Annotated in this window: 13 protein-coding genes; 9 read left to right on the plus strand and 4 right to left on the minus strand. The window is 70.4% G+C overall.

Translation table 11 applies throughout. The features are described 5' to 3' along the window. Positions 1-53 precede the first annotated feature (53 nt). Together MUY14_RS37655 and MUY14_RS37660 are read left to right on the plus strand one after the other, a co-directional pair. The gene (locus tag MUY14_RS37655) at positions 54-4,484 is read left to right on the plus strand and encodes a hypothetical protein (RefSeq protein ID WP_247016623.1); all 4,431 of its coding nucleotides are present in this window, start codon (positions 54-56) and stop codon (positions 4,482-4,484) included. A 155-nt stretch (positions 4,485-4,639) separates the two neighbouring features. Next, complete coding sequence (locus MUY14_RS37660) at positions 4,640-5,332, plus strand: CAP domain-containing protein (RefSeq protein ID WP_247016625.1); 693 nt, start codon at positions 4,640-4,642, stop codon at positions 5,330-5,332. A 1-nt stretch (position 5,333) separates the two neighbouring features. Here MUY14_RS37660 and MUY14_RS37665 read toward each other — a convergent pair whose 3' ends face one another. Together MUY14_RS37665 and MUY14_RS37670 are read right to left on the minus strand one after the other, a co-directional pair. After that, entirely contained in the window at positions 5,334-6,341 is a 1,008-nt protein-coding gene (locus MUY14_RS37665) for a cation diffusion facilitator family transporter (protein WP_247016627.1), read from the minus strand. A gap of 16 nt (positions 6,342-6,357) precedes the next feature. Beyond that, entirely contained in the window at positions 6,358-6,804 is a 447-nt protein-coding gene (locus MUY14_RS37670; protein ID WP_160697346.1) for a DUF742 domain-containing protein, read from the minus strand. A 21-nt stretch (positions 6,805-6,825) separates the two neighbouring features. On the opposite strand from MUY14_RS37670, the gene MUY14_RS37675 reads away from it, so the two are divergent. Further along, positions 6,826-7,008, plus strand: coding sequence for a hypothetical protein (locus tag MUY14_RS37675; protein ID WP_247016629.1), 183 nt, complete (start codon positions 6,826-6,828; stop codon positions 7,006-7,008). 96 nt (positions 7,009-7,104) lie between these two features. On the opposite strand, the gene MUY14_RS37680 is transcribed toward MUY14_RS37675, so the two are convergent. Further along, positions 7,105-9,318 carry a (Fe-S)-binding protein gene (locus MUY14_RS37680; RefSeq protein WP_247016631.1) on the minus strand — a complete coding sequence of 738 codons (2,214 nt, stop codon included), beginning with the start codon at positions 9,316-9,318 and terminating at the stop codon, positions 7,105-7,107. A 154-nt stretch (positions 9,319-9,472) separates the two neighbouring features. Here MUY14_RS37680 and MUY14_RS37685 point away from each other — a divergent pair, with 154 nt between their 5' ends. From MUY14_RS37685 to MUY14_RS37695, 3 genes are read left to right on the plus strand one after another with little or no spacing between them, the layout of a single operon-like run. Further along, a complete protein-coding gene (locus MUY14_RS37685) occupies positions 9,473-9,802 on the plus strand; it encodes a multidrug efflux SMR transporter (RefSeq protein WP_247016633.1) in 330 nt (109 codons plus the stop codon). Beyond that, on the plus strand, positions 9,799-10,359 hold the full coding sequence (locus MUY14_RS37690; RefSeq protein ID WP_247016635.1) for a TetR/AcrR family transcriptional regulator: 561 nt from the start codon (positions 9,799-9,801) through the stop codon (positions 10,357-10,359). The genes MUY14_RS37685 and MUY14_RS37690 overlap by 4 nt, the downstream gene beginning before the upstream one ends. 21 nt (positions 10,360-10,380) lie before the next feature. Next, on the plus strand, positions 10,381-10,815 hold the full coding sequence (locus MUY14_RS37695) for a GNAT family N-acetyltransferase (RefSeq protein ID WP_247016637.1): 435 nt from the start codon (positions 10,381-10,383) through the stop codon (positions 10,813-10,815). 42 nt (positions 10,816-10,857) lie between these two features. Here MUY14_RS37695 and MUY14_RS37700 read toward each other — a convergent pair whose 3' ends face one another. After that, on the minus strand, positions 10,858-11,391 hold the full coding sequence (locus MUY14_RS37700; protein ID WP_247016639.1) for a YbhB/YbcL family Raf kinase inhibitor-like protein: 534 nt from the start codon (positions 11,389-11,391) through the stop codon (positions 10,858-10,860). Positions 11,392-11,564: 173 nt separating this feature from the next. Between MUY14_RS37700 and MUY14_RS37705 the strand changes: the two genes are divergently transcribed. From MUY14_RS37705 to MUY14_RS37715, 3 genes are all read left to right on the plus strand, one after another. Then, complete coding sequence (locus MUY14_RS37705) at positions 11,565-12,335, plus strand: DUF4097 family beta strand repeat-containing protein (protein WP_247016641.1); 771 nt, start codon at positions 11,565-11,567, stop codon at positions 12,333-12,335. A gap of 29 nt (positions 12,336-12,364) precedes the next feature. Continuing rightward, the gene (locus MUY14_RS37710) at positions 12,365-12,598 is read left to right on the plus strand and encodes a hypothetical protein (protein WP_247016643.1); all 234 of its coding nucleotides are present in this window, start codon (positions 12,365-12,367) and stop codon (positions 12,596-12,598) included. 68 nt (positions 12,599-12,666) lie between these two features. Beyond that, the gene (locus tag MUY14_RS37715) at positions 12,667-14,139 is read left to right on the plus strand and encodes an alpha/beta hydrolase (protein WP_247016645.1); all 1,473 of its coding nucleotides are present in this window, start codon (positions 12,667-12,669) and stop codon (positions 14,137-14,139) included. Positions 14,140-14,215: the final 76 nt, after the last annotated feature.

Genomic DNA, 14,215 nt, shown 5'->3' on the forward strand with positions numbered 1-14,215 from the left:
CCGGCGTCCGTGCCAGGCTCCCAAGGTCGTCTCGACCCCGGAGGTGGCGAGGAGTGCCGTTGCCCGAACGACCGCTTCGCCTGGTTGTGGTGCTGGCACTGGTCTTCCTGGCCGCGGCCGTCGTGCCGTCGGCGAGCGCGACCACCGCCCCGCCGTTCGCGGTGGGCTACGACGCCCTCGTGTACGGCGACTTCCTGTACGCGGGCAACGGCGTCCTGCGCTGCCCCGTCGCCGCCGACCACGCGCCGACGTCCGGTCCGGTCGCCACCCCCGCGGCGTGCGCGAACACCGCGGACCGCAAGGACACCCTGCCCAACGACGACTTCTTCCTGCAGTGGGCCGACATCGACGCCGACCCGGGCACCTTCGACTCGGCCAGTGCGTCGGTGAGCATCCCGCCGGGCGCCAAGATCGCCTTCGCCCGCCTGAACTGGGCGGGCAGCACGACGTGCAAGAGCGCGGTGTCCCCGCCCGGTACGCCCGCGAAGCAGAACGTCCGCCTTTCCGTCGGCAGCGCGAAACCCGTCGACCTCGCGCCTTCGGGGTACGCCGAAGACGCGGGCCACTACTCGGCCCACGCCGACGTGACCGACCGGTTCGCGAGCGCCCCGACCGGGACCGCACTCGACCTGACGGTCGGGAACGTCTGGGCCGCCAAGGGTTTCGACTGCGTCGGCGGGTGGTCGATGGCCCTCGTCTACGCCTACCCCGAGCGCAACGCGGACTACGCGCCGAACAAGCGCAAGGTCGTCGTCTACGACGGGCACGTCCAGCAGACGGCGGGCGCCCCGGCCACGGAGACGACGATCACCGGCTTCCGCGCCGCGGCCGCCGACGCCCACCTCGGCGTCACCGCCTACGACGGCGACTGGGGTGCCTCCGGCGACCAGTTCCTCGTCGACGGCACCCCGGCCGCCGAGCCCGCGACCGGCGGGACGTCCAACTTCTTCGTCTCCAACGCCGACAACGCCGCCGCCCCGGCCGCGAAGAACAACTTCAGCGTGGACGCGAAGGCGTTCAACGTCGACCGCATCCCCGCCGGCGCGACCAGCGCGAAGCTCGGCTTCGTCACCAGCGGCGACGCCTACCTCGCGCAGAACCTCGCGTTTTCGGTGCCGGTACCCGAACTCCAGCTCGCCCTGCGCGCGACCCAGCCCAAGGTGCACGCCGGCGAGCCGGTGACGTTCGCCGTCGCCGTGACCAACCCGGGCAGCGTCCCGGCGACCGGCGTGCAGGTGGCCGACGAAGCCGTTCCCGCCTGCGCGAAGCCGCTCGGCACGCTCGCCCCGGGACAAACGGTCAGCTACGCCTGCACCGGAACCGCCCCGCCCGACGACTTCACGAATGCCGCCAAGGCGACCGGCACGAGCGCGCTCGGCGACGCCCTCGACGGCGTCGCCGCCGCCCCCGTCGACGTCCTGCACCCGGCCCTCGGCCTCACGAAGACGGCCGACCGGCCCGCCTACCGCGCCGGCGACACCGCGACGTTCACGGTCAAGGCCGTGAACACCGGCGACACCGGGTTGAGCGGCCTCCAGGTCACCGACCCGAAGACGCCGTCGTGCGCGCAGCCGCCGCCGGGCGCGCCGCTGCTGGGCACGCTCGTGCCCGGCTCGCTCGCGCCCGGCGAGAGCCGCACGTGGCAGTGCACGGCGAAGGCCCCGATCGCCGACGGCGTCACCACCGCGACCGCCACGGCCACCGACGAGCTCGGCAAGCCGGTCACGGCCACCGCCGACGCACCCGCGCCGACGATCGCGCCCGCCGTCGAGCTCACCAAAACCGCGAACCCGCCGGTGGTCCACGCCGGCGACCCCGTGACCTGGACGGTCACCGCGCACAACACCGGCGACAGCCCGCTGGCGCCGGTCACCGTCACCGACGACACGACGACGTCGTGTTCGCGCACCTTGGCCGGCCTGCCCGCAGGCGCGACGCAGACGTACACCTGCACGGCGAACCCGTCCCGCACGACGACGTCCCACGCGACCGCCACCGGCACCGACCTCAGTGGACAGCCGGTGACCGCCACCGCGTCGGCCACCGTCACGGTGATCACCCCCGCGCTGACGCTCACGAAGGACGCCACCCCGGCCGTCGCCCGCGCCGGTGACCCGGTGACCTTCTCGATCACCGTGGCCAACGCCGGTGACGCGCCGCTGACCGACGTCGCCGTCACCGACGACCGGACCCCGGCCTGCGCCAAGGCGATCGGTGCGCTGCCACCGCAGGGCGAGCAGACGTACACGTGCACCGCGCCCGCCCCGGCCGACGACTTCACCAACACGGCCACCGCGACCGGCAAGGACCAGCTCGGCGGCACGGTGAAGGTCACCGACGACGCCGTCGTCGACGTCATCCACCCCGCCGTCACGCTCACCGCGCGGGCCGCGCCCGCGCAGGTCCGCGAAGGCGGCACCGTGACCTGGACGATCACCGCCACCAACACCGGCGACGTGCCGCTCACCGGCGTCGCGGTCGCGGACGACCAGGTCGCCGCCTGCGCGAAGCCGCTCGGCACGCTGCAGCCGAAGGCGACGCAGACGTACGCGTGCACGACCGTCGCGGGCACCGCCGGCTTCACGAACAAGCCGGTGGTGACCGGCACCGATCCGACCGCCCGGCCGGTCACGGCCACCGCCGAAGCCGCGTTCACCGTGCAGCACCCCGCCGTCGCGATCACCGCCGACGTCACCGGTGGCCCGTTCCGCGAGGGCGACACCGTGCCGTTCCGGATCACCGTGCGCAACACCGGCGACGTGCCGCTGACCGGCCTCCACGTCACGGACGCGCAGGCCGCGCGGACCACCGGCTGCACCCAGGCGATCGACGGCGCGCTCGAGCCCGGCGCCACCCGCGAGTTCGGCTGCACCGCCCCGGCTCCGGCCGACGACGTCACCCGCACCGTGCGGGTGAGCGCCACCCCACCGGCCGGCCCGGACGTCACCGCCGCCGCCGTCGCCGCCGTGGACGTGATCCACCCGGCCGTCGCGATCACGAGGTCCGCCGAGCCGACGCTGGTCCGCCACGGCGATACCGTGACGTCGACGATCACCGTCACGAACACCGGTGACAGCCCGCTGCGGGAAGTTTCGGTGGCCGACCAGCTCGCCCCGGACTGCACCAAGTCCTGGGAACGGCTGGAGCCACAGGCGAAGCAGACTTACAGCTGCACCGAGATCGCCGGCGACGCCGATTTCGCCGCCACCGCGAAGGTGACCGCCACCGACGCCACGAACCGTCCGGTGACCGCCACCGCCGGGGTCCCGGTCGAGGTCATCCACCCCGCGGTCACGATCACGAACGACGCGGCGCCCGCGCAGGTCCGGCAAGGCGACACCGTGACGTTCACCCTCGTCGTCGCGAACACCGGTGACGTGCCACTGGCCGACGTGTCCGTTGTGGACAGTCGCACTCCGGCGTGCGCTCACTCCATCGGCACCCTCCTCCCCGGCGCCACCCAGCGCCACTCCTGCAAGGTAGCCGCCGGCACCGACAATTTCGTGAGCTCCGCCACCGCGACCGGCACCGATCCGACGAACCGCCAGGTCAGCGCCACCGACGACGCGGCGTACACCGTGCTGCACCCCGGGCTCGCGCTCACCCAGGACATCCACGGCGGCCCCTTCCGCGCGGGCGACCCCGTGCCGTCGACGATCACCGTCACCAACACCGGCGACGGGCCGCTCACCGCCGTCAAGGTCGACGCGTCCTGCGCGAAGACGTTCGACAAGCTGGAAGCCGGTGCCGCGCAGAAGTTCGACTGCACGACGACCGCCCCGGCCGACGACGTCGTCACCACCGCGAAGGCCACCGCCAACGCCCCCGTCGGCCCGCCGGTGACCGCGGCGGACAGCGACGAGGTCGACGTCATCCACCCGGCCCTGAAGCTGACGAAGGACGCGAAGCCCGAGAAGGTGCGTGCCGGCGACGAGGTCACGTTCACCGTCGTCGTGCGCAACACCGGCGACGTCGCGCTGACCGGCGTGTCCGTTGTGGACGATCAGCCGTGCGCCAGGGAGTTCGACGGTCTCCCGGCCGGCGCGACGCAGACGTACACCTGCACCCGGAAAGCACCGGCCGACGATTTCACCGCTCCCGCGAACGTCACCGGAACAGATCCGACCGGTCGCTCCGTGCAATCGAGGGCCGAAGCGGAAGTCGACGTCGTCCACCCCGAAATCGCGGTGATGAAGGACGCGACGCCGTACGAAGTCCGGGAAGGCGACACCGTCACGTTTTCCGTCCTGGTCAAGAACACCGGTGACGTGCCGCTGACGGCCGTCACTGTCGTCGACGACCACACGCCGTCGTGCGCGCACACCGCGCCGGAGCTGGCCGTGGACGCCGAAATCACCTACACCTGCACGGTGGTCGCGGGCAAGCAGGGCTTCACCGGAAAGGCGACCGCGACCGGGCAGGACCCGACCGGACGCCCGGTGTCGGCGTTCGGCGACGCGACCTTCGTCGTGCGCGGCGGCTGAATGGAGTAACGCGGCAGCGTCCGATTGCCGCGAAATTCCGACCCGTCGGCGACGAGTGCGCTCGAAGAAATGTGATCAGTGCGTTAGCAGGTTCTCGCCGTAATCGTCCCGTGATACGTTCCTGCGCCGTGTCCCCCCTTGGTGAACGTGCTCGCGTGGTGATGGTGTCACTCAGTGTGCTGCTCGGCGTTTTTTCCGCCGCGACCGGCACTTGGATGGCGACCGCGGAAGGAAACACCGCCGAGCTCGGCGCCGCGGCGCTGGTGCTGCCGAACGCGCCCGCCGGGTCCGGTGGCGGCAGCGGCACCGATCTCGCCGGCGGCCAGTCCCGGCCGAGCAAGCCCGCCGAGCCCACGTCCGCCGCCCCGGCTCCGACGACGTCCAGCGCGGCGCCCACGCCGACCGAGACCTCCGCGCCCGCGCAGCCGACGACGTCGGAGGCCCCGCCGCCGACCACCAAGGCCGCGGCCAAAGTCGCGTCGACCGTCGCCGGCCAGGTCCTCGCGCTGGTCAACGACGAGCGCGCGAAGGCGGGCTGCGAAGCGCTGACCGAGGAATCGCACCTGACCAAGGCCGCGCAGGATTACAGCGACCAGATGTCGTCAGGCGACTTCTTCTCGCACACCAGCCCCGACGGCACGACGTTCGACCAGCGCATCAAGGTCGCCGGCTACGCGAAACCCGGTGCGGAGAACATCGCGAAGGGGCAGACGTCCGCGGCGCAGGTCATGGACGCCTGGATGAACTCCGAGGGCCACCGCGCGAACATCCTGAACTGCAGCCTCAAGAAGCTCGGCGTCGGGTTCACCAAGGCCGGCAACTACTGGGTCCAGGACTTCGGGTACTGAGCTACTGGTTCGGGGCGTTCCACCGCTCCGCGATGTCGCCGTAGCGCGCCAGCACCGTCGCGCGCAGGTCGGGATCACTCCGCGGCACCGGCTCGATGAACACCTCGGTCACGTCGTTGAACGACTCGGTCAGCTCACTCGCGAGCCGGACGCACGCGCGTTCGAGGTCGCCGGCGCTCAGGGAGTCGTCGAAGTCGACGCGGGTGCAGACCAGGACCTGGTCGGTGCCCATCAGCATAGTCTGCAGGTCCACCACGGCCTCGATCTCCGGCGCGGCCGAGAGGTGGTCGCGGACGCCGCGGACGATCTCCGGGTTGGCCTGGCGGCCGATGAGCAGGCCGCGGTTCGTCCGCCCGAGCAGGTAGGCGACGAACGCGAGCAGCACGCCGATCACGATCGACGCGACGCCGTCCCAGACCTCCGACCCGGTGAGCTGGTGCAGCCCGATGCCGGCGAACGCGACCAGCAGGCCGATCAGCGCGGCGGAGTCCTCGAACAGGACGGTCTTCGGGGTCGGGTCGTCGATCAGGCGGAGGTACGCCCAGAACGACCGGTTCTCGGCCTTGGACTCCCGCACGGTCTGGCGCACCGCCTGCACCCACGACGTGCCTTCGAGCAGGAACGCCACCGCCAGCACGATGTAGCTGAGGATCGACGTGCTCTGCGGCTCGCCGTGGCCGAACAGCGTCGAGACGCCCTCGTAGAGCGCGAACATCGAGCCCGACGCGAAGATCGACACCGCCGCGAGCAGCGACCAGAAGTAGCGCTCCTTGCCGTAGCCGAAGGGGTGCACGCGGTCGGCCGGGCGGTCGGAACGTTTCAACGCGGTCAGCAGCAGGACTTCGGTGAAGGTGTCGGCCACCGAGTGGGCCGCTTCGGAGAGCATCGCGCCCGAACCGGTGATGATGCCGGCGATCAGCTTCATGATGGCGATCGCCAGGTTCACCCCGCCGGCGAGCAGGACGGTCAGGGTGCTTTCGCCACCAGGGCTCGCGGATTCCTCACTCACCCGGTGAGCGTAATGCTCAGAGGCTGCGCAAGCCGTGCAGAACGCGCTCCATCAGCGCGACCGCCGGGCGGCCTTCGGCGTTGACCCGGTTGTCGTGGATGGTGACCAGGCCCTGCTCGGCCATGTCGTCCAGCAGCACGCGGACGACGCCGAGCGGCACGCTCAGCGTGGCCGCGACCTCGGCGACCGAGCGCGGGCGGGAGCAGAGGGTGCGGACCGAGCGGAACTCGCCGGTCAGCCGGGCGCCGTTCCAGTGGGCGCCGGCCCGCGTCGAGACGAGCGCTTCGATCGCCAGGTGCCGGCGCGACTGCGTGCGGCCGCGGGTCAGGACGTACGGGCGCACGAGGGTCCGCTGGGCGGGCACGGGATCTTGAGCGCCGGCGCCGGGGAACCGGACGTCCATGTCGTCGATGTAGGTGCGGAGAGCGTGTCGCCCGGTCGTGGTGCTCCGGTCCTCGCTCATACCTGGCCGCCCCCTGTTTCCGTGATCGTCGAATGGAAGCCTTCGCTGGCAACGGCGGCGGCGAAGGAAACGTCAGGATACGCCCGCTGTCCAGGGTTCAGGCCTTCGTTTGTCTTCCACCTGATGGGCCATTTCGGTGATTTTCATGAACAACTTTCAAGAAAACGATTGCTGCACCCGAAATCCCAGCTAGTGGACTTGTGACAACGCGTAGTGCGGTGGCTACTTCAATGCGAATAACGCAATGTGAAACGGCCCCGGCCAGGAACTTCCTGACCGGGGCCGTGAACGATTAGCGCGTCACTCTTCTGCGAGCGAAGGCGCTCCAGTCGGTAACGGCTTCGGCGCCGGCGTGCGCTTGACCGACTCCAGCAGCATCTGCGCGACGTCGACGATCTCGACCTTTTCGCTCGCGCTGCCGTCGCTCTGGCGGGCGGTCAGGCCGTCGTTCAGCATCACCTTGCAGAACGGGCAGCCGGTCGCGATCTTCGACGGCGCGGTGCCGAGCGCCTCGTCGACGCGCTCGACGTTGATCCGCTTGCCGATCTTCTCTTCCATCCACATCCGGGCGCCGCCCGCGCCGCAGCACATCGACTTGTCGCCGTGCCGCGGCATCTCGCGCAGCCGCGCGCCGGTCGCGCCGACGAGCTCGCGCGGCGCCTCGTACACCTTGTTGTGGCGGCCGAGGTAGCACGGGTCGTGGTAGGTGACGTCCTCGGCGACCGGCGCCACCGGCACCAGCTGCTTCTCGCGGACCAGGCGGTTCAGCAGCTGCGTGTGGTGCACGACGTCGAACTGGCCGCCCAGCTCCGGGTACTCGTTGGCGAGGGTGTTGAAACAGTGCGCACAGGTCACGACGACCTTGCGCGCCTTGCGCTCACGTCCCTCGAACACCGAGTTCAGGACCTCGACGTTCTGCTGCGCCAGCATCTGGAACAGGAACTCGTTGCCCGCGCGGCGGGCCGGGTCGCCGGTGCACGACTCCTCCGAGCCCAGCACCTTGTACTTGACGTCGGCCATGTGCAGCAGCTCGGCGACCGCCCGCGTCGTCTTCTTCGCGCGGTCCTCGAACGCGCCGGCGCAGCCGACCCAGAACAGGTACTCCGCGTCGCCCATGTCGCCGTCGAACACCGGCACCTCGAAGTCCAGGTCCTCGGTCCAGGCCAGCCGGTCCTTGGCGTTCTGGCCCCACGGGTTGCCCTTGTTCTCCAGGTTCTTGAACATGCCGTTCAGCTCGCTGGGGAACGACGACTCGATCATGACCTGGTAGCGGCGCATGTCGACGATGTGGTCGACGTGCTCGATGTCGACCGGGCACTGCTCGACGCACGCGCCGCAGCTGGTGCAGGACCAGAGGACGTCGGGGTCGATGACGCCGCCGTCGTCGCCGATCAGGGCCTTCTGCGACTCGGCGATCGCGAGGACGTCGATCCCGGCGTACATGTTGTCACCGGACAACCCGACCTCGTCGCCCGCCATGTCGCGCTTGCCGCCGGCCATCAGGTACGGCGCCTTCGCGTAGGCGTGGTCACGCAGCTGAGTGATCAGCAGCTTCGGCGACAGCGGCTTGCCGGTGTTCCACGCGGGGCACTGCTCCTGGCAGCGGCCGCACTCGGTGCACGTCGAGAAGTCCAGCCAGCCCTTCCAGCTGAAGTCCTCGATCTTGCCGACGCCGAAGGTGTCCTCGTCCGGGTCGGCTTCCTCGAGGTCGAGGACCTTGCCGCCGCTCATCATCGGCTTGAGCGCGCCGAGTGCGACACCGCCGTCGGCCTCGCGCTTGAAGTAGATGTTGAAGAACGCGCTGAAGCGGTGCCAGGCGATGCCCATGGTCATCGTCCGCGCGACCACGATCAGCCAGACCGTGGCGCTCATCAGCTTGACGAACGCGAACACCGTGACCAGGTTCGGGCTGGCCGGCAGCAGTTCGCCGATCGGGTTCGAGACGAAGGCGGCCCAGGTCGGCGTCTCGTGCGCGCCGAGCGCGGCCTTCGCGGCGCGGACGCCGATGATGCCGATGCCCTCGATCAGGACGACGGCCTCGATGAAGTAGGCCCACTTGAAGTTGGAGCCCTGGAAGCGCGACTGGCGGTCGGCGCGGCGCGGGTGGTTGCGCTGGCGGATCGCCATCAGCACCAGGATGCCGACGATCGTCCCGACCCCGAGCAGCTCCATGAGCAGCTGGAACGGCGGGAAGTCGTCGAGGATCGGCCAGCCCCAGGTGGGCACGAAGACCTCGCCGTACGCCTCGAACAGCGCCAGTGAGCCGAGCAGGAAGCCCCACATCACGAGCCAGTGCGCCGGCCCGACGCTGCGCTTGCGGTTCATCCGCGTGTGCGCGGCGAACTCCTTGATCAGCGTCTTCATGCGGCCCGCGAAGGGGCCGTTGCGCGTCGAGTCGGGCTGCCCGAGACGGATGATGCGCACGAAGCGCGCGATCGTCGCGGCGAACATTCCCCAGGCGACGACGCCGAGCAGGACCGAGATCCCGCCGAGCGTCAGTTGCAGAGCGCCCATCGTTCGGGTGCCTTTCGTCCGGTTCAAAACTGTGGTGGTGCCGGGAGACTAACCTTCCTTACTGATGAGTAACCCGTTGAGTGGGCCTAAGTCCCACCGATGTGGTGTACGTCGCTCTTTGTTTTGGGACGATCGTTCAGGTAGTTTTCACCCTATGGGTGCGTACCTCCTCCTCGCTTTGGCGATCGCCGCCGAGGTCTCCGCGACGGTCTCGCTGAAGCTCTCCGAGGGCTTCTCGAAGCTCGGGCCGTCGATCGTCGTGGTGATCGGGTACGCCATCGCGTTCGTCGCCCTGTCGTACGTCCTCAAGCTGGGGCTGCCGATCGGCGTCGCCTACGCGATCTGGGCCGCGGCGGGCGTCGCGCTGGTCGCGATCGTCGGCGTCGTGTTCCTCAAGGAGACCGTCAACGCGACCATGGTCGCCGGGCTGGCGCTGGTCATCGGCGGTGTGGTGCTGATCGAACTCGGGAGTGCATCGACGTGAAACTGCAGGTCGACGGCCGCAAGGCGCGGGGGGACAAGCGGCGCGCGGCGATCATCGCGGCCACGCTGCGGATCATCGAGCGCGACGGCGTCGCGGGCGTGACCCACCGGACCGTCGCGGCCGAGGCCGGCGTGCCGACGACGTCCACGACCTACCACTTCACCTCGCTCGACGACCTGCTGATCGCGACCCTCATCTCGTGCGCCCGCGACATGGCGACCGAGGTCTACTGGATGATCGACCGGGCCCGGTCACGCGGTTCGCGGGGCGCCGAGGAGGTCGCGGGCCTGCTGGCCGAGGCGCTGGGGCCGCGGCGCGGGCGCACGATGGCCGAGTACGAGCTGTACCTCCTGGCCGCGCGGAAGCCGGAGCTGCGCCCGGCCGCCCGGCGCTGGCTCGACGTGCTGACGTCGATGGTCCGCCACGACGACGAAGTGGCGTTCCGGGTGTTCCTCGCGGGCATCGACGGGCTGCTGATCCAGGGGCTCATCGACGACGAGCCGCCGTCCGCGGACGAGCTGCGTCCCGTCGTGGACTACCTGCTGAAACCACGTTGACGCCGGTCTTAGTTTCGGATCATGCGGATCTTCGGTGAGTACGAGCTGGACGACGACCGGGCGCGGCTGGACCTCGACGTGGTGTGGAAGTTCCTCTCCACCGAGGCCTACTGGGGCCGCTGGCGCACGCGCGCGCAGGTCGAGGCCGCCGTCGCCGGCTCGTGGCGGATCGTCGCCGCCTACCGCGGCGGCGAGCAGGTCGGCTTCGCGCGCGCCTTCTCCGACGGCGTCGGGTCGGCGTACCTGGCCGACGTGTTCGTCGTCGACTCCGCGCGCGGCACCGGGCTCGGCAAGGAGCTCGTCCGGGAGATGATCGACAACGGGCCCGGCGCCGGGTTCCGCTGGATGCTGCACACCGCCGACGCGCACGGGCTGTACCGCCAGTTCGGCTTCGGCGAGCACACCAAGGGCCGTTACCTGGAACGCGAAGGCGTCAACCAGGAAGCCCTGCGCTGATCCGGCGCCGGTCTTCCCCGGCGCCGGATCAGACCGTGGAACTCAGCCCTTGTTCTCGTACACCGGCGTGAGCACGGCGCGCGCCAGCGTGTGGCCGAACATGTTAAAGCCCAGGAATGCCGGTGTCGCGTCCTCCGGCACCTCGAGTTTGTCGACGTCCAGCGCGTGCACGGCGAAGTAGTACCGGTGCGGGCCGTGCCCGGGCGGGGGCGCGGCGCCGAGGAACTGCTTGACCCCGCCGTCGCCCTTCAGCGTCACCGCGCCTTCGGGGAGGCCGGAGCCGTCGCCCGCGCCGGAGGCCAGCTCCGTCACCGAAGCCGGGACGTTGAACACGGCCCAGTGCCAGAAACCGCTGCCGGTGGGGGCGTCCGGGTCGTAGCAGGTGATCGCGAAGCTCTTCGTCTCGGCCGGGAAGCCCTCCCACGCCAGCTGCGGCGAACGGTCCTCGCCGCCGGCGCCGAAGATGCCGGACAAGTGGGGCGTGGCCAGGGTTTCACCGTCGGCGACGTCGGTGCTCGTGAGGGTGAACGACGGCACGTCGGGCAGGGATTCGTACGGGCCGGGTGCTTGCGGCATGGATCCTCCTGATCACGGAACTGGAGTCTTGCGCCAGGTTAGGCCCCCGGGACGGCCCCCGCGTGTCAGGGACGGATCTCAGGGTCATTCGGGGGGTTACCCCCATGTACTCGATCCCGCCCCGGCCATAACGTTCCTCACGCAGGGGAAACAACACTGAGGGGATCACGACCATGGCGCGCCCGCTCTTGGCTCTGGGTGGCATCGTCCTGATCGGCGTGGGGCTGGCGACCGCGTTCGGCTGGGGCTGGGGATCGGATTTCGAGAACAGCAAGACGCTCTCGGAGACGATCCGCAGCGTGAAGCTGGAAGGCGACTCGGGATCCGTGAAGATCCGCACCGGTTCGGGGCCGTCCACCGTGCACCAGTCGGTCAACTACCACTGGCGGAGCAAGCCGGGCGACACGTTCTACCGCGTCGACGGCGACCAGCTCGTGCTCACCGACTGCGGGAACAACTGCTCGGTCGACTTCGAGGTCGTCGTGCCGGAAGGCGTGCCGGTCAGCGGAAAGCTGGACTCCGGCGGGCTGGACGTCCGCGGGGTGGCCAGTGTGGACGTTCAGGCCGATTCGGGGCACGCCAAGGTCGAAGACGTACCGGGGCTGGTGAAGCTGCGGCTGGAAAGCGGCGGGATCGACCTGGAACACGTCGGTGAGGTCCAGGTGCACGCCAGTTCCGGCAGCATCGAGGGCAAGGGCGTGCGCGGCCCGGTCGACGTGACGTCCGAAAGCGGCAGCGTCGAGTTTTCGCTCGACCAGGCGAACAACGTGAAGGTGAAGGCCGACAGCGGGAGCGTCGACGTCACCGTGCCGGGTGGGCCGTACCGCGTCGTCGGCGACAGCGACAGCGGGCACCGCGACATCGACGTGCCGACCGACGGCTCCGCGCCGCACACGCTCGACCTCACGACCGACAGCGGCAGCGTCACGGTCCGCGCGGCCTGACTTTTCCTTACTACGGGGGACTTTTTCCGATGGGCAAGATCGAACGGCGCGTGCTGGCTGCCGCGCTGCTGGGCGCGGTGGCGATGTTCGGGGTCGTCGGCTTCGCGCGTGGTGGGTCCGCGGTGACTCCGGCGCAGGGGGTGCCGGTCACCGCGGATTCCCACTATCGAGTGACTTCCTGGGTGGGTACGCCCGCGGAAGTCGTTGTGCGGCAAGGAAACTCCGATTTCTTCTTCTCTTCCTGGACCTCGCGCCGCTCCTGATCCTGTCGGGGGTCGCTGTTAGGAATGGGGTGCGCCGAAGGACGGCGTGCAGGGGGAGGGATTCCAGCATGGATCTGCGCCGGTTCGCCGCGGTCGCCGCGGCGGTCGTGGTCATGGCGGCGGTGCCGTCCGTCGCCGAAGCTTCGGGCCTGTCTTGGCGGCCGTGCGCCACCCAGCAGGAGCCGGCGGCGGAGTGCGCGGCGGTCGACGTCCCGATCGACCGCGCGAGACCGGAGCTGGGGACGGCGCGGCTCGCGCTGGCCCGGCTGCCCGCGCTGGACCCGGTCCACCGGATCGGCTCGCTGCTGGTGAACCCGGGCGGGCCGGGCGGTTCCGGCGTCGGGTTCGTGCAGTTCGGCGGGCTCGCCTCGCCGGAGCTCGCCCGGCTGCGGCAGCGGTTCGACGTCGTGGGCTTCGATCCGCGCGGAGACTGGTTCAGCACACCGCGCATCACGTGCGGGCCGACGTTGTGGGAGCCGGCGCTCGACCGGTTCCCGGCGTCCCGGCCGGCGTTCGACGCGCTGGTGGCGCACAACCGCGAGGCGGGCGAAGACTGCCTGGCCCGCACCGGGCCGCTGCTCGCGAACGCGGACACGCAGAGCGCGGCCGAGGACATCGAGACGATCCGCGCCGCACTGGGCGAGTCGAAGATCTCGTGGCTGGGCCTGTCCTACGGCACCGAACTGGGCGCGGTCTACGCGTCGAAGCACCCCGGCCGGGTGCGCACGATGGTGCTCGACGGCGCCGTCGACCACGCCCGGCCGTTGCGCCAGGCGATCCTCGAGGAAGCCGCGGCGACCGAAGACGCGCTGGTCCGGTTCGCGGACTGGTGCCGCGGTTCGGCCGAGTGCGACTTGCGGGGACGTGACGTCCTCCAGTTCTACGACGACGTCGTGGCCCGTGCGGCGCACGGCGCGGTGTGGGCGAGCGACCTGGGCCGCTCGGCGACGGCCGACGAAATCTCGGCCGGTGTCTACAACCACCTCTACCTCCGGGACGAATGGCCGGCGCTGGGCAAGGCGCTGGCCGCCGCCGGCGGGGAGTTCCCCGACGCCAAGGGGCTGACCGAGCGGAACCAGTTCCTTTCCCCGATCTACGGGGCTTACCGGGCGATCGGCTGCCACGACTTCCCGTCGCCGTTCACCGGGCCGGTGGACATGGCCGCGATGGCCGGGTTGCTCCGCGTCGTGGCCCCGCACAGCTGGCGGTACTCCGAATACTGGGACTTCACGAGCGGCTGCACCGGCTGGCCGGTCCCGGCGAAGAACCCGCCGCAGCCCCACCCGGTGCACGGCGCCCCGCCCATCCTGGTGGTCGGCGGCGCCCACGACCCGGCCACGCCGCTGTCCTGGGCCCGCGGCCTGGCGGCGAGCATCGACGGCTCGGCCCTGCTCACCCGCACCGACGACGGTCACACGGGCCTGTTCAACTCGGCCTGCGCCCGCGTGGTCGAGGTGGAGTACCTGGTGAGCGGGCTCACACCCGGTTCTCACCGACTCTGCGGCCGAACCCGGGAACAAGAACCGGCACCGGCTCGTTAGGCTGGGTACGAAGGTTGAGCGCACTCGACTCAAGTCCGGCTTGACGGGGCCCGCGAAGACCAGACTAAACTTGCCA

The sequence above is a fragment of the Amycolatopsis sp. FBCC-B4732 genome (assembly GCF_023008405.1).
Lineage (GTDB): Bacteria > Actinomycetota > Actinomycetes > Mycobacteriales > Pseudonocardiaceae > Amycolatopsis > Amycolatopsis pretoriensis_A.

Bases quoted from the DNA above. Each gene is read 5' to 3' on its own strand.
- MUY14_RS37670 (WP_160697346.1), bottom strand. From the start codon at position 6,804: ATGAGCGAGGACCGGAGCACCACGACCGGGCGACACGCTCTCCGCACC.
- MUY14_RS37680 (WP_247016631.1), bottom strand. From the start codon at position 9,318: ATGGGCGCTCTGCAACTGACGCTCGGCGGGATCTCGGTCCTGCTCGGC.
- MUY14_RS37685 (WP_247016633.1), top strand. From the start codon at position 9,473: ATGGGTGCGTACCTCCTCCTCGCTTTGGCGATCGCCGCCGAGGTCTCC.
- MUY14_RS37695 (WP_247016637.1), top strand. From the start codon at position 10,381: ATGCGGATCTTCGGTGAGTACGAGCTGGACGACGACCGGGCGCGGCTG.
- MUY14_RS37700 (WP_247016639.1), bottom strand. From the start codon at position 11,391: ATGCCGCAAGCACCCGGCCCGTACGAATCCCTGCCCGACGTGCCGTCG.
- MUY14_RS37705 (WP_247016641.1), top strand. From the start codon at position 11,565: ATGGCGCGCCCGCTCTTGGCTCTGGGTGGCATCGTCCTGATCGGCGTG.
- MUY14_RS37710 (WP_247016643.1), top strand. From the start codon at position 12,365: ATGGGCAAGATCGAACGGCGCGTGCTGGCTGCCGCGCTGCTGGGCGCG.
- MUY14_RS37715 (WP_247016645.1), top strand. From the start codon at position 12,667: ATGGATCTGCGCCGGTTCGCCGCGGTCGCCGCGGCGGTCGTGGTCATG.